The sequence below is a fragment of the Arthrobacter sp. StoSoilB20 genome (assembly GCF_019977295.1).
Taxonomy (GTDB): Bacteria; Actinomycetota; Actinomycetes; order Actinomycetales; family Micrococcaceae; genus Arthrobacter; species Arthrobacter nicotinovorans_A.
Genome location: NZ_AP024651.1, coordinates 1,133,292 through 1,152,728, shown reverse-complemented (window position 1 = coordinate 1,152,728; position 19,437 = coordinate 1,133,292). Strand labels below are relative to the sequence as shown.

General features: G+C 64.0%; 15 protein-coding genes and 1 riboswitch. Of the genes, 7 read left to right on the top strand and 8 right to left on the bottom strand.

Features of this window, described 5'->3' with window-relative positions:
* The first annotated feature begins 210 nt into the window (after positions 1–210).
* Both LDN85_RS05390 and LDN85_RS05385 read left to right on the top strand, forming a co-directional pair.
* Positions 211–1,746, top strand: coding sequence for a sodium:solute symporter (locus tag LDN85_RS05390; RefSeq protein ID WP_223944791.1), 1,536 nt, complete (start codon positions 211–213; stop codon positions 1,744–1,746).
* Positions 1,747–2,021: 275 nt separating this feature from the next.
* Positions 2,022–2,141, top strand: a riboswitch (SAM riboswitch).
* Positions 2,142–2,156: 15 nt separating this feature from the next.
* Positions 2,157–2,474, top strand: coding sequence for a hypothetical protein (locus tag LDN85_RS05385; protein ID WP_026543178.1), 318 nt, complete (start codon positions 2,157–2,159; stop codon positions 2,472–2,474).
* On the opposite strand, the gene LDN85_RS05380 is transcribed toward LDN85_RS05385, so the two are convergent.
* Positions 2,471–2,662, bottom strand: coding sequence for a hypothetical protein (locus tag LDN85_RS05380; protein WP_026543179.1), 192 nt, complete (start codon positions 2,660–2,662; stop codon positions 2,471–2,473). The two genes, LDN85_RS05385 and LDN85_RS05380, sit on opposite strands and share 4 nt — an antisense overlap.
* 229 nt (positions 2,663–2,891) lie before the next feature.
* Between LDN85_RS05380 and LDN85_RS05375 the strand changes: the two genes are divergently transcribed.
* From LDN85_RS05375 to LDN85_RS05365, 3 genes are all read left to right on the top strand, one after another.
* A complete protein-coding gene (locus LDN85_RS05375) occupies positions 2,892–4,055 on the top strand; it encodes a VIT1/CCC1 transporter family protein (RefSeq protein WP_026543180.1) in 1,164 nt (387 codons plus the stop codon).
* A gap of 84 nt (positions 4,056–4,139) precedes the next feature.
* Positions 4,140–5,030, top strand: coding sequence for a matrixin family metalloprotease (locus LDN85_RS05370; RefSeq protein ID WP_223944790.1), 891 nt, complete (start codon positions 4,140–4,142; stop codon positions 5,028–5,030).
* A 108-nt stretch (positions 5,031–5,138) separates the two neighbouring features.
* The gene (locus tag LDN85_RS05365; protein WP_223944789.1) at positions 5,139–6,101 is read left to right on the top strand and encodes a matrixin family metalloprotease; all 963 of its coding nucleotides are present in this window, start codon (positions 5,139–5,141) and stop codon (positions 6,099–6,101) included.
* A 7-nt stretch (positions 6,102–6,108) separates the two neighbouring features.
* Here the strand turns inward: LDN85_RS05365 and LDN85_RS05360 are convergent, their stop codons facing one another.
* Positions 6,109–7,248 carry a Rossmann fold nucleotide-binding protein gene (locus tag LDN85_RS05360; RefSeq protein ID WP_223944788.1) on the bottom strand — a complete coding sequence of 380 codons (1,140 nt, stop codon included), beginning with the start codon at positions 7,246–7,248 and terminating at the stop codon, positions 6,109–6,111.
* 74 nt (positions 7,249–7,322) lie between these two features.
* On the opposite strand from LDN85_RS05360, the gene LDN85_RS05355 reads away from it, so the two are divergent.
* Together LDN85_RS05355 and LDN85_RS05350 are read left to right on the top strand one after the other, a co-directional pair.
* Positions 7,323–8,114 carry a gamma-glutamyl-gamma-aminobutyrate hydrolase family protein gene (locus tag LDN85_RS05355; RefSeq protein WP_026543184.1) on the top strand — a complete coding sequence of 264 codons (792 nt, stop codon included), beginning with the start codon at positions 7,323–7,325 and terminating at the stop codon, positions 8,112–8,114.
* 120 nt (positions 8,115–8,234) lie between these two features.
* Positions 8,235–11,156: a chitobiase/beta-hexosaminidase C-terminal domain-containing protein gene (locus LDN85_RS05350; RefSeq protein WP_026543185.1), complete on the top strand. Its 2,922-nt coding sequence runs from the start codon at positions 8,235–8,237 to the stop codon at positions 11,154–11,156.
* Between the two features lie 146 nt (positions 11,157–11,302).
* Here LDN85_RS05350 and sucD read toward each other — a convergent pair whose 3' ends face one another.
* The 6 genes from sucD to LDN85_RS05320 form a co-directional block, all read right to left on the bottom strand.
* Positions 11,303–12,205, bottom strand: a complete 903-nt coding sequence (gene sucD / locus LDN85_RS05345; protein WP_026543186.1) for a succinate--CoA ligase subunit alpha — start codon at positions 12,203–12,205, stop codon at positions 11,303–11,305.
* Positions 12,206–12,217: 12 nt separating this feature from the next.
* On the bottom strand, positions 12,218–13,387 hold the full coding sequence (sucC, locus tag LDN85_RS05340; RefSeq protein WP_026543187.1) for an ADP-forming succinate--CoA ligase subunit beta: 1,170 nt from the start codon (positions 13,385–13,387) through the stop codon (positions 12,218–12,220).
* 253 nt (positions 13,388–13,640) lie between these two features.
* Complete coding sequence (locus LDN85_RS05335; protein WP_035761261.1) at positions 13,641–14,330, bottom strand: hypothetical protein; 690 nt, start codon at positions 14,328–14,330, stop codon at positions 13,641–13,643.
* A gap of 22 nt (positions 14,331–14,352) precedes the next feature.
* The gene (locus tag LDN85_RS05330) at positions 14,353–15,780 is read right to left on the bottom strand and encodes a putative Ig domain-containing protein (protein WP_223944787.1); all 1,428 of its coding nucleotides are present in this window, start codon (positions 15,778–15,780) and stop codon (positions 14,353–14,355) included.
* A gap of 137 nt (positions 15,781–15,917) precedes the next feature.
* Positions 15,918–18,461 (bottom strand): DNA helicase PcrA, encoded by a 2,544-nt coding sequence (pcrA, locus tag LDN85_RS05325; RefSeq protein ID WP_035761264.1) that lies wholly within the window; start codon positions 18,459–18,461, stop codon positions 15,918–15,920.
* A gap of 109 nt (positions 18,462–18,570) precedes the next feature.
* The gene (locus LDN85_RS05320) at positions 18,571–19,416 is read right to left on the bottom strand and encodes an inositol monophosphatase family protein (RefSeq protein ID WP_026543191.1); all 846 of its coding nucleotides are present in this window, start codon (positions 19,414–19,416) and stop codon (positions 18,571–18,573) included.
* Positions 19,417–19,437 lie beyond the last annotated feature (21 nt).

The following is a 19,437-nucleotide window of genomic DNA, read 5'->3' as shown; positions in this document are numbered from 1 at the left end:
AGACGGGCCAACAGGGCCAGAATCCGCGTAACCATGACCAAAGCATCTTGACTGTTACTCCGATCACAACATATCCTCATAGGCAACAAGTGTTGTCTGTGAGGCACACAACACCTCCCCAATCTCCAATCGTCAGCACAGAGACTTCGACGCTTCGCAGGAGTATCGTCGAAAACCCCAACCTCCGTGCATCAGCTCCAAGGACCGTTCATGGAATCTTCGGCTATTAACATCGCAATCGTGGTGGTGTACCTGCTCGCCATGCTGGCATTCGGCTGGTGGGGCAAGTCCCGCACCAAGAACAACAGCGACTTCCTGGTGGCCGGCCGCCGCCTGGGCCCCTTCCTTTACACAGGAACCATGGCCGCAGTGGTCCTCGGTGGCGCATCCACCGTGGGCGGCGTAGGCCTCGGCTACAAGTTCGGCATCTCCGGCATGTGGCTGGTCGTAGCCATTGGCTCGGGCGTCCTGCTGCTCAGCCTGCTGTTCGCCGGCACCATCCAGCGCCTGAAGATCTACACGGTCTCCCAGATGCTGAGCCTGCGCTACGGCAGCAGGGCAACACAGACCTCCGGCATCGTCATGCTGGCCTACACACTCATGCTCTGCGCAACCTCCACCGGTGCCTACGCCACCATCTTCGTGGTCCTCTTCGATTGGGAACGCTGGCTGGCGATCGCAGTCGGCGGCGCGATCGTCCTGGTCTACTCCACCATCGGCGGCATGTGGTCCATTACCCTGGCCGACCAGGTGCAGTTCATCATCAAGACCGTAGGCATCTTCTTCCTCATGCTCCCGTTCGTCATGAACGCAGCCGGTGGCATGGATGGCATCCGTTCACGGCTTGAGGACAGCTTCTTCCAGATCGACGGCATCGGCACCCAGACCATCATCACGTACTTTGTGGTCTACACCCTGGGCCTGCTGATCGGCCAGGACATCTGGCAGCGTGTGTTCACTGCCAAGACCCCCACCGTTGCACGCTGGGGCGGCGCCACCGCCGGTGTTTACTGCATCCTCTACGGCATCGCGGGTGCACTGATCGGTCTGGCTGCCCGTGTAGCGCTCCCGGATATCGACGTCGCAAACCTCGGCAAGGACGTTGTCTACGCAGAGGTTGCAACGCACATCCTGCCCGTCGGTATCGGCGGCCTGGTGATGGCAGCAGCTGTTGCCGCCATGATGTCCACCGCTTCCGGAGCGTTGATTGCAGCGGCAACGGTTGCCCGCGCCGACGTAGTTCCGTTCGTGGCCAGCTGGTTCGGCAAGACCATCAACACCGATGACAGCGAGAACCCCGAGCACGATGTCAAGGCCAACCGCTACTGGGTCCTTGGACTCGGTGTTGTGGCCGTACTGATCTCCATGGCCGCACAGGACGTGGTGGTTGCCCTCACCATCGCTTACGACATCCTGGTCGGCGGCCTCCTGGTGGCAATCCTCGGCGGCCTGGTGTGGAAGCGCGGTACGGGCATCGCCGCCGCGTGGTCCATGGCAGTGGGCTCGGTGCTGACGCTTGCCCTGCTGATCCTCTTCGCCGCCGGTATCATTCCGAGTGCGGACGGCGTCTACGCCAACGAGCCGATCTACTACGGTCTCGCCGCCTCCTTCATCGCCTACGTGGTGATTTCGCTGCTCACCCCGCCCACCGACCCTGCAGTCCGCGAGGCCTGGGACAAGCGCGTTGCCGGGGCCGTCTCTGAGGAACTTCCCCCTGAGGCCCACCCGGTCAGCAGCCACAAGTAGGACCCCACGCAATACCCCAACAACAAAGTTCGACGGCGGCGCCTCCCCTTTTCGGGGAAGCGCCGCCGCTGTTTTTTCCCCGGGGAAGAGGGCGTTGCGTGGCCCGCTTTGCTCCCTAAAACCTCGCCAAAGCCCGCAGAGCAGGCCTCACAACGGGAGGGAAGAGGGCGTTGCGTGGCCCGCTTTGCTCCCCAAAACCTCGCCAAAGCCCGCAGAGCAGGCCTCACAACGGGAGGGAGGGAGGGGGTGGGTGGTGTGCGGTAAGGTTGTCCCAGCTTCAAGAGATGTGGTGCCAAGCTCCGACTGGCCACACACCAACCCCATGTTCACGGGTGGTTCGGATGAGGAAGCGGCCCGTCCCGGACCAGAGACAACCGAGCGGGCAAGAGCACTCCCCAAGGAGAAGTCCCTTGCCGTACCAAGGCACTACCACCCCGGCCGACTCATCAGACCCGGCAATTTCCAAGCCCACGGCCCCCGTTGCCTCGACGGTCGCGGTGATTCCCGCCGTCGATCTCTTCCTCGGCACGGTGACGATCGTGGCAAAAGCTGGAACGGCAAAGTTCCGCCATCCCCAACCGCACCTGATCGCGGGGGCGTTGGCCCGGGCCGTCAGGCCCACCCGCTGGTGCGGGCCGACCAGGACCCTCACGGTGACTGTTGCCGCCGTCGGCCAACGGGCGGGTGCGCAGCAGCACTACACCCTCACCGACCAGGACCCGTCCTAGATCTCTTCGTCTTCCTCGCGGAATTCTTCAGACTCGTCCAGGGGAACCACGCGTTCGTCGTCCTCCGGGGCGTCTACTTCCTCTACCCAGGGTTCGTCCACTGGCTGGTCTTCGGCGTAATCGTAGGCCGGGTCGGACTCAATGGTGGTCCGTTCCGGGTGGTTGGCGTGTGATTCGGTGGTGTCCATGGTGCAACCTCCGTCTCGCGGGCCGCTCAAAGCCCTGGTGACCGTGTGCGGGGTGGGCCCCGCCCCTGTCCTTCCATCTGAGCACCGGCGCAGGCGAGGGTCAAGGGCCCAAAATTACGGTGCGCCGAACATTCCGATTGAGGAATACCGGCCAAAAAACCGCGCAAATACGCGGTACAGTGGGGCGTGCAATGGGGCCGCAACTACCCCACCCAGCACAGGAGAAAAAGTGCAAAAGCACCAGGAATCCCACGGTTCGTCGAGCCCCGCTCCGGACCCCGCCCCCGAAACAGCAGACCCCGGCAACGCCTCGCAGCATCCCACGTCCTCGGACATCCGCCGCTGGCGGCAGTACCTGGCCGACGAGCGGGCCGAAGCCGCCGTCTACCGCGAACTGGCCCAGCGACGCGATGGAGAAGAGCGCCAAATCCTGCTGGCTCTGGCCGAGGCCGAAGGCCGCCACGAGGCCCACTGGCTCAAGCTCCTGGGCGAGCACGCCGGAATGCCCAAGGCAGCATCTGCCCGGAGCCAGTTCCTGGGCTTCCTGGCCCGCAACTTCGGATCAGTCTTCGTACTCGCCCTGGCCCAGCGCGCAGAGGGCCGCTCCCCTTACGGCACCGAACCCGCAGCAACTCCTGCCATGGTGGCTGACGAGCAGATCCACGAGGAAGTTGTCCGTGGCCTGGCAACGCGGGGACGGAACAGGCTCTCCGGAACTTTCCGGGCCGCGGTCTTCGGCGCCAACGACGGTTTGGTGAGCAACCTTTCGCTGGTCATGGGCATGGCCGCCACAGGTGTGCCCAGTCCCGTGGTGCTGATGAGCGGCGTGGCAGGCTTATTGGCTGGCGCGTTGTCCATGGGCGCCGGGGAATACGTCTCGGTCCGCTCCCAGCGCGAACTGCTCAACGCTACGTTGCCAACGCAAGCCACCCTCACGGCCGCACCGTCCCTGGACATCGAGCACAACGAGTTGGTCTTGGTCTACCTAGCCCGCGGAATGACGCGTGAGGCCGCAGAGCACCGGGCCGCGGAGCGCATGGGCTTGTTCAGCTGCGATTGCGATCCCAGCCTTTCCTTGCAGCCTGAGAAGCCTGCCACCGATGAGCACGAATCCGTTGGCTCGGCGTGGGGCGCGGCAATGTCCAGTTTCTGCTTCTTCGCCTCCGGCGCCATCGTTCCCATCCTGCCTTTCATTTTTGGGATGACCGGCTTCGCCGCCTTGGTAGTGGCCGGCGCTTTGGTGGGCGTCGCGCTTCTGGCGACCGGCGCCGTCGTGGGCTTGCTGTCCGGAACCTCGCCGCTGAGCCGCGGCCTGCGCCAGCTCGCGATCGGGTTGGGAGCAGCTGCCGCCACCTACGGGCTGGGCCTGGTGTTCGGCGCCACCATCGTCTAGTTTGGACGGCTCCCCCCGCAGCCCGTAATGTTGGTTCGTCCTCCGCGCTGCCCCGCGTGACCAGGGCGTGAGGAATGGAGAACCGTGGACTCAGAGCGGGAAACGCGTGCGCCCAGACACCGGCGTGCCGGTACAGTGTGGCGCATTCTGCGGGGTGTGCTCATGGCCGCAGTTGCCGCTGTAGTGGCAGTGCTGGTCAGCGGCTATCTGCATGGCGACCCACGGATCACGGCCCTTTTCCCGGGTCTGAGCGTCCCTGGAGCAGCGCCGGGCGCGCAAAAGCAGGCCGCGCCCGCACGCGCGGAAGACGCCCCGCCTCCCGGGCTGGAGGAGGCGGACGCCCCGCTGGCCCCGCCGGCGCCGCCCGCCACCATCAACAGTTCATATAAGTTCCTGGCCACCAACGACGACGGCACTCCGGTGGGGTACTCGCCCTGCCGGCCGTTGCACTACGTGGTGAACAATGCCTCCGCGCCGGAGGGCTCCGATGCCCTGCTGGAGACGGCGATCGCCAACGTCTCCGCCGCTTCCGGGATCCGGTTCATCAACGACGGCACCACCGACGAGTTGCCGGTGGACCGCCGGGAGCCCTATCAACCGGCCAAATACGGCGATCGTTGGGCTCCCCTGCTGATTTCGTGGACCACCCCTGAAGCGGCACCGGCGTTGGCGGACAAAGTCATTGGTACCGGCGGCAGCACCATGTATTCGCTCAACAAAGGACCCAAAAGCTACATCACGGGCAGCCTGGAGCTGGACACACCCCAGGTCTCCGAACTCCTCGCCAGCCCTGAAGGAGCAGACTACGTTCTGGCGGTCATGCAGCACGAATTGGGGCACGTCATGGGTTTGGACCACGTTGATGACCCGGTCCAATTGATGTATCCCGAGATCGGCGCCCCTGACGGTCTTGCCGCGGGCGACCTGACGGGCCTGCACCTCCTTGCCTCAGCCCCCTGCCGCAAGGACATCTGAGAGCCCGTTCCCTGGCCATGGACTCCCGGCCCGTCCGGCCCTATGCTGGCGATTACGGCCGACGGCGGCGCCCCACCTCCCGTCGCAGCCTCGACGTCAGGGGGTTCCATGGAACCTTACGGGCCGCCCCAGTGGCAGGACCCCGATCCCCGCCGCCCCCATGATCCCTCAAATGATCCCCCAAATGATCCCCTGGACAGCCTCCATCACTACGCGCCGGAGCCCACGCCGACACCTCCCATCAAGCACAGCAGCATCGCGGCCATCCTGTTCTTCCTGGGCATCCTGGGCCTGGTATGTGCGGGGGCCTATTTCAGCGGCGACCTCCAGCGGTTCCTGTACGGCTCCTCCGCGACGCAGAGCCAGGCGCCCCGGCCCGGGCTGGTTCCGTTCGGGCAACGCCAGGACCCTGTGCCAGGTTTGGAAGAGGCAGATGCACCGCTGGGAACCCCGGCGCCCGTGAACCGGACCAGCACTTCCTACAAGTTCCTCGCCGTGAAAGAGGACGGCACCCCCTTGGCGTATTCCCCCTGCAGGCCCATCCATTACGTGGTGAACTCGGACCTGGCCGATCCCTCCTGGCAGCTGTTGGTGGAAGAGGCCATCCGGCAGGCCAGCGTGGCCACGGGTTTGAAATTCATCTATGACGGTCCCTCTTCAGAGGTCCCCTCCACCAACAGGCAGGGGTACCAGCCGGCCAGATACGGTGACCGGTGGGCGCCCGTCCTGATCGCCTGGAGCACGCCGGAGCAAGTACCCCGCCTGACCGGCCAAACCGTGGGCCTGGGTGGGAGCTCCTCGATTGGATTGAGCAACGGATACAAGGCCTATGTCACTGGCACTGTTTCCCTTGACGCGCCGCAGTTCGCCGGCATCGTGGACACCTCCGAGGGGAAGGAGATCGGTGTAGCGGTGATCATGCATGAGCTGGGACATCTGGTGGGCCTTGACCACGTGGACGATCCCCGCCAACTGATGTTTGACCAGGCGTCCTGGGTGCGGCAATACGCTGCCGGCGACAGGACCGGCCTGGCCCAACTCGGCTCAGGTCCGTGCAGCAAGGACTTCTAGGCGCACCTCATGCCGCGCCGGCCACCACTGCGAGCGCATCCTCCACGGTGTCCACCAGGAAGATCTTCTCCGCCATGGGTTTTCCCGCGGCAAGGCTCTGCAGCATGGGCCATGCGGGCAGTGTCCGCTCCCAGTGTTCGCGGCCCACCAACACCATGGGACTGATGGTTTGGGGCGCTCCGTAGTAGTTCTCGCAGGCGTCCTGGAAAATCTCCTGCACCGTTCCGGCGGCACCGGGAAGGAAGACAGTCCCTCCGGTGCACAGCTCCAGCAGGATGGCTTCCCGGACGGCGTTGGCAAAGTATTTGGCAATGTGCGTGGCGAACAGGTTTGGTGGCTCGTGTCCGTAAAACCAGGTGGGAATGCCCAGCGTGGGCGCACCATCGGGATGGCGTTCGACGACGGCGGCCGCCAGCCGCGCCCAGGCCGTCACCGAGGGCCTGAACCCGGGGACTTCGGCGAGGGTTTCGAGCTCGGCCGCAGCATCGGCGTCGGGGATCCGGCTCAAGTAGGCGCCCAGGTTGGCTGCCTCCATGGCCCCGGGTCCCCCGCCGGTGGCGACCCCAAAACCAGCCTGGGCGAGCAGGCGGCCCAGGCGGGCGGCGTCGGCGAATTCGCTGGTGCCGCGCTGGGCGGCGTGTCCGCCCATGACGCCCACGACTTTGGTCCCGGCGAGGGCCCCGGTGTCCAGGAGTTCGTCCAGGGCGTCGCCGATTGCGTGGTCGTGCAGGGCAGCGGCGAGGGTGGCGTCCAGGTTTCCCCGTTGCCCGGGAATGATGCTCCACTGGTAGACCCGGGCGTCCAGGGTGGATTCATACTCTGTGGAGGAGATGTCCGGGTAGAGTTCCGCTGCTGTGTACAGGCCGTTGCGGTAGGGGTTGAAAGGCACACCGGCCAGCTTGGGGAAGATGAGCGCTCCGCGTCGCCGCAGGCTCTCTTCCACGCCGTCGTCGAAGGTACATCCCAGGAAGATCGCGCCTTGGGCGTCCATGGTCTTAAGCTCCTTGGCGTGGCCCCTCAGGTCCAGTGACTGTGCATGCCAGCCGCTCATGGACCCGGCTCCCCCGGTGACCAGGTTCTCGAAGTGGAGCACGCTTTCTACATCCAGTGTCCGCGGGCTCGGGTTCAGGGGTCCGGTGCGATTCATGGTTTCAGCGTAGTATCGGCCGGGCATGACGCCGGCTTTTACGTGCGGTGCTGTTGCCCGGTGCATCATGGAGCATGAAGAGTTCAGAAGTGGGCCGTCCGCGCATCGGTGTTCCGATCAGGCTCAGCAGTTCGGACACCCCGGACGCCAGGGTGGGTGCAGCCAATCAGCTCTTCACTTTCATTGTGGAACTGCTGCGCGAGGCCGGCGCGCAGCCGGTGCTGCTGACTCCGGTCTCGGCGGACAGTGCCGGCCGATTGGCGGCCGAAATGCAAAGACTCGACGGCGTGCTGCTGCCCGGCGGCGGCGACATCGACCCCCGCCTGTATGGCCAGGATCCCGAGGACGCGCTCTATGACGTGAACCAGGAGCAGGACCACCTGGACATTGACGTTGCCCGCGCAACCATTGATGCCGGCCTGCCACTTTTGGGAATCTGCCGCGGCCACCAACTCCTGAATGTGCTGTACGGGGGGACCTTGACCCAGGACATGGCCGTTACCTCGGTGACGCACAGCAGCCTGGGCCCTGGCAACCCGGGGGCCAGCGAATGGGCTTGGCATGATGTCCGGCTCTCCCCCGGCTCCAAGGCCGCTGCACTCCATGGCTCCCCCGAAGGCTCCACCATCAAGGTCGCCTCCGGGCATCACCAGGCGGTGGCCCGCGTAGGGGAAGGCCTGGTGGTCACGGCGATCGCCGACGACGGCACGGTGGAGGCGCTGGAAGATCCGTCGCGGTGGGTTGCTTCCGTTCAGTGGCACCCGGAGGTTTCGCAGCTTGCCGACTCGGACCGGCTTGTACTTTTCAGCTCCTTTGTCCAAGTGTGCCGGCACCCTACCCAGGCTCGTCCTGGTGGAGTACAGTAGCGCTCACTGCATCGCTTTCAGCCTCGCTGGAAGTTCAGCCAGTACCAACTTCATCTGCAATGACGTCCGCGGGCGTCGTAAGTTTGCCGGCTGGGGGGCCCAACATCTGCTCAAAGGAGCATGGTTGTGGACCGTCCAAAATACGCCAGTCGACCCCTACGTACTACTATCCGCACTTCGTTCCATCGCTGGGTCCTGGGCTTTCTGCTCGGCCCCGCCATGGTGATGGGCTCTCTGGTCCTCACCACTGCATCTGTGGCAACCGCCGCCGAACCGCCCTGTGCGGGCACGGGTGGTGCCATGCAGATCGTTGCCCATACGGACGATGACCTGCTCTTCCTCAGCCCTGACTTCATGCGGGACATCCAAGCCAAGCGTTGTGTCCAAACGGTTTTCACCACAGCAGGTGAGGCCGGCGAGGGAGCAACGTACTGGCGCAGCCTCGAATCGGGCATCCAGGCAAGCTACGCCAAAATGGCCGGCGTCTCCAACAGCTGGACGACCTCAGACGCCGGCGTACCGGGGCGTCCGCTGACAATGCGGACCCTCAACGGCGCTCCCAACGTCTCTGTGGTGTACATGCGGCTGCCGGACGGCTTTCCGAACGGCTTGGGCAGCGCCGCCTACAACAGCCAGAGCATCCTGAAACTCTGGGATGGCCGGCTTTCCTCCATCCGCCCCGTGGATAATGCAGCGACGTTCACCAAGTCCCAGTTCCAGTCGGCGTTGAACCGGCTTGTGGCGAACTTCCAGCCCACCACTTTCCGCACCCAGGACTGGACCGGGAACTTCAACAGCCCCTATGACCACAGCGACCACTGGGCCACCGCAAAATTCGCCCAGCTCGCAACCCGCAGCTACACCGGGCCGCACACTTCCCTCGCCTATGACGCCTACGTCATTGACGAGTATGCCCAGAACGTGACGGGGGCAGAACTGACGGCCAAAGTGGATACCTTTGTCCGGTTCTCCGACTTCGACATGTATATCTGCAGCACCCCCGGTGAGGGCTGTCCGGATTCCCCGTATGACGAGTGGCTGAAACGGCAATACATCACGGCCATTGAGTGGGTGGGCAACGCCGCCAAATCGGCGGGCACCACCGTCACGGCTTCCTCACAGAAGGCCGCCGCACAGAGCCCGGAAAAGGCCCGCGACGGGTACCAGTGGGGTGCTCCGATGGATGCCACCCGTGAGTGGGTGTCAGCCGGGGAAAAGGCGGGCAGCTGGATCCAGTACAACTTCTCCCCCACCCGGACAATCGATGCCGTGACGTTGTCCGACCGACCTTTGCTCACTGACCAGATCACCGCCGGCAACCTCCAGTTCTCCGATGGAAGTACGGTGGCTGTACCGGCCCTGCCCAACAACGGCTCCGGCCTCACCATCAAGTTTCCTGCGAAGACGGTGAGCTCGGTGCGGCTGAACATTACCGGGGTCAGTTCCGGGACTACGAATGCCGGCTTGGCCGAGTTTGAGGCCTACCTTGGCGCTGATACCGCGGCTCCGGTAGTCACCGCAGCGCCCCCGGGCGGAAGTTACACCGCAGGCCAGGCGATCACCCTGACGGCCAACGAAACATCCACCATCTACTACACCACCAACGGAAGCACCCCGACCACCGCCAGCAGCAAGTACACGGCACCGCTGATCCTGAATGGTCCGCTGACGCTGAAGTACTTCGCCGTGGACGCAGCGAACAATTCATCGGCTGTGGTCACACAGACATACTCCACGGGTCCGGACGTCACCAAGCCCGTGGTCACGGCCAACCCCGTGGGAGGCCAATACGCTGCGGGAACCACCATCACCTTGTCCGCGAATGAACCGGCTGAGATCCGCTACACCACGGACGGCACGGATCCCCTGACGGCAGGACTGACCTACACCACGGCCATCCCCTTCAACGGTCCCGGTCCCATGACGTTGAAGTACTTCGCCAGGGATACCGCCGGCAACGTCTCCGAGGTAAGCACTCAGAGCTATTCGATTCCGCCGGACACAGCCGCCCCCACGGTCACTGCCAACCCCACCAGTCGTGCGCTGGCCAGTGGAGCAACCATCGCACTGTCGGCCAATGAACCTGCCACCATTTACTACACCACCAACGGAAGCACGCCAACGGCCACGGAATCGGCCACCAACATCAAGTACAACCCCGCCAATCCGGTGGTCATGGGCAGTTCCACCCTGGTGCTCAAGTACATCGGCGTAGACACTGCCGGCAACACCTCGCCTGTAGGCACCCAGACCTACACTGTTCCGGCAGCCGGGCCGCCGTCCAGCCATGACTTCAATGGAGACGGACGGGCGGACGTGCTGGCCGCCGATACTGCGGGCACCCTGTACCTCTACCCCGGCAATGCCTCCGGCGGACTGGACCCACGTCAGGTCGCCCTGGCCGCACCAGCCTGGTCCACCATCACTGACACCGTCACCCCCGGTGATTTCAACAAGGACGGTAAACCGGATCTGCTGGCCCGCGCAGGCGACATCCTCTGGTTCTACCCCGGCAACGGCACAGGGAGCTTCGGGGCACGGACACAGGTCAGCACGGGATGGAGCACCATGACGCAGATCTTCTCACCCGGCGACTTCAGCGGCGATGGCATCCCCGATTTCATTGGTCGTCGCAGCAACGGCGAGCTCCGGCTCTACGAAGGAAACGGGACCGGAGGGCAGCGGGCTCCCTACACCGTGGGCTGGGGCTGGGACGTCATGAATGCCATCTTCAGCACCGGCGATTTCAACGGCGACGGCAAGGCAGATGTACTGGCGCGGCGAACCGACACAGGCGCATTATGGCTATATCCGGGCGATGGAACCGGGGGCTGGCTGCAATGGACCCAGATTGGGACGGGCTGGGGAACCCGCACAGCGCTGGTCGGTCCGCGGGACGTTGACGGCGACGGCAAGAACGACATCCTGGGCCGCATCGGAGACACGTTGTGGCTGTATCCGGGCTCGGGAGGCGGAACGCTCAGCAACGTCCCGCCGATCAGCCTCGGCACCGGCTGGCAGGCCATGAAAGTCATCGCCTAGCCGACCCCCTGGACCTGGCGCGGGTCGGAGTTTTCCCCCAGACTCTTCGGCTCGCGTCAGCTGCTTAAAGTACGACGACGGCCCGGTACCTTCCGCAGGGAAGGCGCCGGGCCGTCGTCGTACTTCTTGTGCCTTCGGCGGTAAACCTAGAGCGTGGCGAAAACTTCGCGCAGCAGCGTAGCGGTCTCGGACGGCGTCTTGCCGACCTTCACGCCTGCGGCTTCGAGAGCTTCCTTCTTGGCCTGCGCGGTGCCTGCAGAGCCGGACACGATGGCGCCGGCGTGGCCCATGGTCTTGCCCTCGGGAGCCGTGAAGCCGGCAACGTAGCCAACAACGGGCTTGGTGACGTTGGCCTTGATGTAGTCGGCTGCACGCTCTTCAGCGTCGCCACCGATCTCACCGATCATGACGATTGCCTTGGTCTCCGGGTCAGCCTCGAACGCAGCCAGGGCGTCGATGTGCGTGGTGCCGATGATGGGGTCGCCACCGATGCCGATTGCGGTGGAGAAACCGAGGTCGCGGAGTTCGTACATCATCTGGTAGGTCAAGGTACCGGACTTGGACACCAGGCCGATGGGGCCCTTGCCCGTGATGTTCGCCGGGGTGATGCCCACCAGGGCTTCGCCGGGGGTGATGATGCCGGGGCAGTTCGGCCCGATGATGCGGGTGATCTGCTTGCCGTCGGCGTCAACCTTGGACTGGGCCAATGCCCAGAATTCGGCGGAGTCCTGAACCGGGACGCCTTCGGTGATGACAACAACGAGGCCGATGCCGGCTTCGATTGCTTCAACAACGGCGTCCTTGGTGAATGCCGGCGGGACGAAGACGATGGAGACGTCTGCGCCGGTTTCAGCGATGGCTTCCTTGACGGTGCCGAAGACGTTGATTTCCTTGTCGCCGTGCAGGACCGTGGTACCGGCCTTGCGGGCGTTGACGCCACCAACAATGTTGGTGCCGGCCTTGAGCATCAGGGCGGTGTGCTTGGTGCCCTCGCCGCCGGTGATGCCCTGAACGATGACCTTGGAGTCTTTGTTGAGGTAGATAGACATTGTCGCGTCCCTTTACTTAGCTGCGTTGGCGAGCTCGGCAGCCTTGTCGGCGCCCTCGTCCATGGTGGCGGCCAGGGTAACCAGCGGGTGGTTGGCCTCGGTCAGGATGCGGCGGCCTTCCTCAACGTTGTTGCCGTCGAGGCGGACTACCAGCGGCTTGTTCGCAGAGGTACCAAGCTCAGCAAGTGCACCCACGATGCCCTTTGCCACGGCGTCGCACGCGGTGATGCCACCGAAGACGTTCACGAACACGCTCTTGACCTGGGAATCGCCAAGGATGACGTCCAGACCGTTGGCCATGACCTCGGCGGAAGCTCCACCGCCGATGTCCAGGAAGTTGGCGGGCTTGACGTTGCCGTGCTTTTCGCCGGCGTAAGCAACGACGTCGAGGGTGGACATCACGAGGCCGGCGCCGTTGCCGATGATGCCTACTTCGCCGTCAAGCTTGACGTAGTTGAGGTCCTGCGCCTTGGCCTTGGCCTCGAGCGGGTCAGCTGCGTCTTTGTCTTCCAACGTGGAGTGGTGCACGTGGCGGAAGTCGGCGTTCTCGTCCAGGGAGACCTTGCCGTCGAGGGCAACAATTTCGCCTGCACCGGTGCGGACCAGCGGGTTGACCTCAACCAGGGTTGCGTCTTCCTTCTTGAAGACATCCCAGAGCTTCAGAATGACGTCGGCGACTTTGCCGCGCAGTTCTTCAGCGAAACCTGCTTCGGCGACGATTTCGTCGGCCTTGGCCTGGTCGATGCCCACAGCGGGGTCGATGGCGATCTTGGCCAGGGCCTCGGGACGCTCAACGGCAAGCTGTTCGATCTCCATGCCGCCCTCTACCGAGCACATGGCCAGGTAGTTGCGGTTGGCGCGGTCCAGGAGGACCGAGAAGTAGAACTCTTCGGCGATGTCTGCGCCCTGGGCGATCATCACCTTGTTGACGGTGTGGCCCTTGATATCCATGCCCAGGATGTTGGTGGAGTGCTCAAGCGCCTCTTCGGCAGTCTTGGCAACCTTGACGCCGCCAGCCTTGCCGCGGCCACCAACCTTAACCTGTGCCTTGACGACAGTTACGCCGCCGATCTTCTCGGCAGCTGCCTTTGCTTCTTCAGGAGTGTGCGCCACGATGCCGGCGAGCACGGGTACACCGTGCGCTTCGAACATATCGCGCGCCTGATATTCAAACAGGTCCACGGTTTAGTGTCCTTCTACGTCGAAGTAGTTTTCTGTTCAGCCGGGAACCGCGATGACCGCGATAGCCAGCTGCGGAGAGTACGCGGTAACAACCAGGATTGAAGCCGGTCACATTGCGTAAGGTCCTCTCGGAACTTTAGCCCTTTGAGGAGTCCCGCCAGCTACACACTACCTGTTAAGTGAGTAACCTTACACTTCTATGCGCTGTAGAAAACCCGCAGAATTTCGCGGTTTTTGGGCCATCCACCGGCTGTCACGACGCTTGTTTCAGCTTCCCCGTGACTGTTTTGCCGCCGTCGGAAATCAGCTGGTAGCCCTCTGGCGTCACGAAGAAGGCCACGCCACCGGAGACGTTTCCGCAGGCAACCCCGCCGTTATAGGCCGAACACCGCAGCCCGTTACGCTCAATGTTCTGCCCATCTGCCAGTTCCCGCAGCTTGGAGATTGGCCCGTTGCGGCTGCCCTTGGGACCGAACTCGGACTCCATTTGTGTTACGCCGGAACGACACGAGCCGTAGACCGCCTTGTCCGGAGAGAGCAGTACCGTACCGCCGAGGTAGCCCAGCCCCGTTCCGGCGCAGTCATCGGCGATGTCGGTTAGATCGGGCTTGGCGTACTTCGCCAGTTCGCAATGAGCCACCGGAACCACCGGGAACTTGTTGTTGGCTGCGTCCGAGTAGGAATTTGCCTCGTAGGGCAGGTTCAGGTGGCCGCCCTTGGACGACGTCAAGGCGCACACGATGCTCTTGTCCTGAGTGACGAAGGCAGTGACATCCTCCCCGGCCGCCAGAGTGGTCTGCTCCGTGACAGGAACCTGCTTCAGTTGCTCAAGGGGTGCCAAAGGGGCCGGTGGAACGTAGTCCGGATCCTTCGTGGCGAAGGAGCACCCGGTGGCCAATACCAGGAGCACGGCAGCAAGAATCCCCAAAACAGTCCGTCGCATGCCACCAATTATGCCGGTAACCTCACGCCGTACTGCCTCGGCGGCGCCGGAGGCTGTTGAAGACCACCAGCGCGACGCCCGCCGCAAACATGGCGGCAGCTGCCCACAGCAAGGTGCGCAGTCTTCCGGATTCCAGGCCGGTCGCCGCGAGTTCAGCGCTGCCGTATTCAGAGTTGCCATATTCAGCGCTCGACGCCGGGACCACCGCTCCTGCCGGAGTCACCGCCGCTGGAGGTGCTGGCGCCTCGGCAGCCGGCGGCGGGTTCTCCGCGGGCGGCCGGGTTTCGAGGACGGTCACGACCGTAGAGAACACCCACTGTTTGTACAGACCAGAGTCACTGAAGTACACAAAGATCTGGAAAGACCCGGCCCTGGTAGGGATGCCTTGCAACACGCCATTGTCATCAATAGTGAGCCCGTCCGGTCCCGGATCGTGCCACGACAGGCTACCGGCCATATGGCGGGGCGTCGCCCACCAAAAATCATAGGGAGCCACGCCCCCGGTGACGGAGGCGATCTTCGCAGAATACGGTTCACCCAAGACTGCCGCTGGAACGGCGAAACCCGTGGGCTGTGGCCTTGAGGCGCGGACAGTCAAGGTGAACTGCGCATCGATGGATTCATAGAGGTCCGAGAACCGCACAGTGAAGGTGTACGTTCCCGCCGCAGTCGGAGTGCCGGAAGCGGCGTTCCGCCCCCACGACATCCCCGGCGGAAGAGCACCTGAAACCACAGCCGTGGTGTATGGCTGCCCACCCACTGTCCAGACCAGGATGCTCTCGCTGTACCAGGCTCCAACGACGCCGTCAGTGAACTTCTCCGAGTTAGTCACCGTCCTGAAGTTGGGCGGTGCGTAGTCGAAAAAGTCTATTGCGACCTCCTGGACAAGTGATAGCGCGGGCTCTGATGAATCCGTCACCGTGACAGGCATCCGGAAGTAGCCCGCTTGGGTGGGCATGCCGGTGAATCTGAGGCTCGCTGGGTCGAACGTCAGACCGGGCGGGACGTTACTGACGGTGGCGGTGTAAGGTGCTGTTCCTCCGGAAATCACCAGCGGCGCATCGTACGCCTTGGTGAGGTACCCCCTGTCCACGTAAGAGCGCACAGTCAATGGATCAGCGAGGTCCGCTACAGCTGGTGCAGGTGGCTCTTGCTGCGGCGCGGCCGGATTCGTCGCGGGCGGATTGGTCACCCCCGGTTCCGCGAGGGCCGGCTGGGTGGCCCCGGAAATGGCAGTGGGTGTCGGCGTTGGACTGGTGCTTGCCGATGGGTTCGGGCTGGCCGTCGGCGTCGGGCTGGCGGTTGCTGCCGGACTCCCGGTTGGTGACGGCTCCGCATCGGCTATCCCAGGCGGAGCGAACTGGAGCGCCAGGGCGCTTGGCACGGCCCCCACCAGCAGCAGCCTCGCGGCCTTGCCCCGCAAACGACGTTCCCCAACAAAAGCGCCCACGCGCGTCCTCCCCCACAAGAATGCAAGCAAATTGGCATTGCAAGGAGGGAAACAAACCGGCGTCGGCCCCAGTGCAACGCCCGGTCAGTCTAGGCTGGGATGGGGTTCAGGACAATGGGTATGGAGCGCTGCGGTGCTCAAGCATCGAGTTTTGTCAGCGGCGCGTACCTCAGCAGCAGGCGCTTCTCGCCGACGTCGAACTTCACCTTGGCTACCGTCTTGTCTCCGGCGCCCTCGACGCCCAACACCACGCCATTGCCGAAGCTCGTGTGGTTGACCTTGTCCCCCACCACCACGGAAATAACTTCCTTCTGCGGCTGCACCCGGTTGCGGGCGACAGCGGCAGGAACGTCGGCGTCGAACCCTGCTGTGGGGCTTGCGGCAGCCCCGCGTGAGGTGCCCGCCCCCCAGAACGAACCACCGTACCGGTTGGAGCCGATGGGGGCGCCTCCCCAGCCACCGGCTTGGCGGCTCATACCTTCGCGCTTCCACTCCACGAGTTCGGAGGGGATTTCCTCGAGGAATTGGCTGGCGGGGTTGTACTGGCTTTGGCCCCACATGCTGCGGACTTCGGAACGCGTGACGTAGAGGCGCTTGCGGGCGCGGGTCAGGCCCACGTATGCCAGCCGGCGTTCTTCCGCGAGCTCCTTAGGGTCCGTGGCCGAGCGCTGGTGCGGGAAGATCCCGTGTTCCATGCCGGTCAGGAAGACCACCGGGAACTCCAGGCCCTTGGCGGTGTGCAGGGTCATGAGCGTGACCACACCCATGCGCTTTGCCTCTGCCACTGCGGCGTCGATGTCAGCGCCCGGTGCATCGGGGATCTGGTCGGCGTCGGCTACCAAGGAGACCTGTTCCAGGAACTCCCCCAGGGAACCTTCCGGGTTGTCGCGTTCGTACTCACGGACCACGGCAACCAGTTCGGCGAGGTTTTCCACCCGGGATTCATCCTGCGGATCCGTACTGGCGCGCAATCCGGCAAGGTATCCCGTCTGCTCCAGTACGGCTTCCAAAGCGGCAGCGGCGCCTGAACCCGATGCCACCTCAGCAAGGTCATCCATGAGTTTCACGAAGCCAAGAACCAGGTTGACCGAACGGCTGGCCATTCCGGGCGCTTGGTCGGCGCGTCGGGCGGCGGCCATGAAGGAGGAGCGCTCACGTTCGGCCAGGGCAGCCACCGCGCCTTCAGCCCGATCCCCGATTCCCCGCTTGGGTTCGTTGAGGATGCGGCGCAGGTTGACGTCGTCATCGGGGTTCACCAGGACGCGAAGGTACGCCAAGGCGTCCTTGATTTCCTTGCGCTCATAGAACCGGGTGCCGCCCACAACCTTGTACGGCAGGCCCACCCGGACCAGCACGTCTTCAATGGAACGGGACTGGGCGTTGGTGCGGTAGAAGATGGCGACGTCCCCCGGACGCAATCCTTCCTCGTCCTGCAGCCGGTCAATTTCCTTGGCAATGAACTGGGCTTCGTCGTGCTCGTTCTCGCCCACGTAGCCGATGATCTTTTCGCCATCGCCCTCCGCAGTCCACAGGCGCTTCTCCTGGCGGTTGGGATTGCGTGAGATCACGGAGTTGGCCGCGCTAAGGATGTTCTGGGTGGAGCGGTAGTTCTGCTCGAGCTTGATGGTGCGGGCGTTGGGGTAATCGGCTTCGAACTCCACGATGTTGCGGATGTCCGCGCCACGGAAGGCGTAGATGGACTGGTCCGAATCGCCCACCACTGTCAGCTCGCTCGGCTGGACACTGGTGTCCGTTCCCACTCCCACGATTTCCCGGACCAAGGCGTACTGGGCATGGTTGGTGTCCTGGTATTCATCCACCAGCACGTGCCGGAACCGGCGCCTGTAGGACTCTGCGAGCGCCGGGAAGGCCCGGAACATGTAGACGGTCTCTGCAATGAGGTCGTCAAAGTCCATGGCATTGGCTTGGCGGAGCCGCTGTGTATAGCCCTTGAAAACCTCGGCAACCGCTGTATCGAAGGGGTCGTTGTAGTTCGCGGTGGAGGCATAGGAATCGGCGTCGATCAGCTCATTCTTGAGTGCCGAGATCTTGTGCTGGATGGCCTTGGGCGCAAACTTCTTGGGGTCTAGGTCCAGGTTCTTGGACACCAGGGTGATCAGGCGCAAGGAGTCCGCTGAGTCATAGATGGAGAAGTTCGAGTTCAGCCCCACCGTGGTGGCTTCCCTCCGCAGGATCCGGACGCAGGAGGAGTGGAAGGTGGAGATCCACATGGCCTTGGCCCGCCCGCCGACCAGCGCTTCGATGCGTTCCCGCATTTCGGCTGCAGCCTTGTTGGTGAAGGTGATGGCCAGGATTTCGCCGTGGTGGGCACGCTTGGTGGCGATCAGGTAGGCGATCCTGTTACTGAGGACACGGGTTTTGCCGGACCCTGCACCGGCCACGATCAGCAAGGGAGTGCCCGCGTGTTTGACGGCTTCTTCCTGCTGCGGGTTCAGCCCTTGCAGGAGTGCATCGGCAGAGGGAAGTCCGGACCCTCCGCTGTTGCCCCATCCTCCGGTCGCCGGCCCTCCGGCAGTGTCCGTCGACCCGCCGCTGCCCCCTTGGACGCGGGCGCCGGCAGCGCCTCCCCCGGGGTGGGAAAGCTCCGGGGCAGCCTTGACTGCGGCCTTGGTGCCTGCTTTGAAGGGTCCGTCTGCGTAGGGGTCAAACAACATATCCATGGTGCCTACCAGTCTAGGCGTTGGCCCCGACACTATAAGGCGCCGGGTCTACAGCCCCCGTAATCTCCACGGATATGGAAGCATCCAAGCGCTTCTGCGGCTTTACTCCCTAGGCAAACTGGGGAACAGAGGTGAGGGCAGCGCTCAACTCACGTACCGCCGTCGGGCCTCCCGCGACGAACCAGTTCAGCCCGTTCACTTTCACGACGGCGGTGTCCCCGCCTGCTGCGCGGACAATCGCTTTGCCGGGGAGCCAGTCCCATTCGGGGCAGCTGTGCTGGAACCAGCATCCGAGCTCGCCGTCCGCAACGCGCCCGAGATCACAGGAACCCGAGCCGAACATGCGCAACGAGGCGGCTGTGATCGCCGCAGCGTGCCAAGGCATTGCCGTGCGGGGATCGGCCAGCCAGGTGGGGTGGATGTAGGTGGCCGCACTGATTTCACCCACGGCCCGATCGCCGGACCCGGAGATCGGTTCTCCGTTCAAGGTGGCGGGGTGTTCTTCCCCACCCAGCCACAGCTTGTCCAGCTCAGGCTGGTAGATGGCTCCGAGCAGCACCTCAGGGTCCGCTGCCGGGCTGGTTCCGTGCTCCGGGCTGTCCCGCTTGAGGGCGATCGCTGAGCACCAGTACGTGGATCCGTGCAGGAAGTTGTAGGTGCCATCCACGGGGTCGATCACCCAGGTCCGGCCACTGGTTCCGGCGACGGAGGCGCCTTCTTCTCCGAGGATGCCATCCTCGGGCCGACAACGCCGCAACTGTTCCAGGACGTAAGCCTCGGCCGCGTGATCGGCTGCCGTGACGACGTCGGACACTGAGGTCTTCCGTTCGCCTTGGAGGCCGCCCATGCGCATGAGCAGCGCCAACTGGCCTGCCTCACGGACCAGGGCGCTGGCCAGTTGGTAGTCATCGAGGGTGGGATCAAGTTCAGTTGCGGTGTGCCTGCCGGTGGTCATGGTTCCAGCTTATGTGGCGGG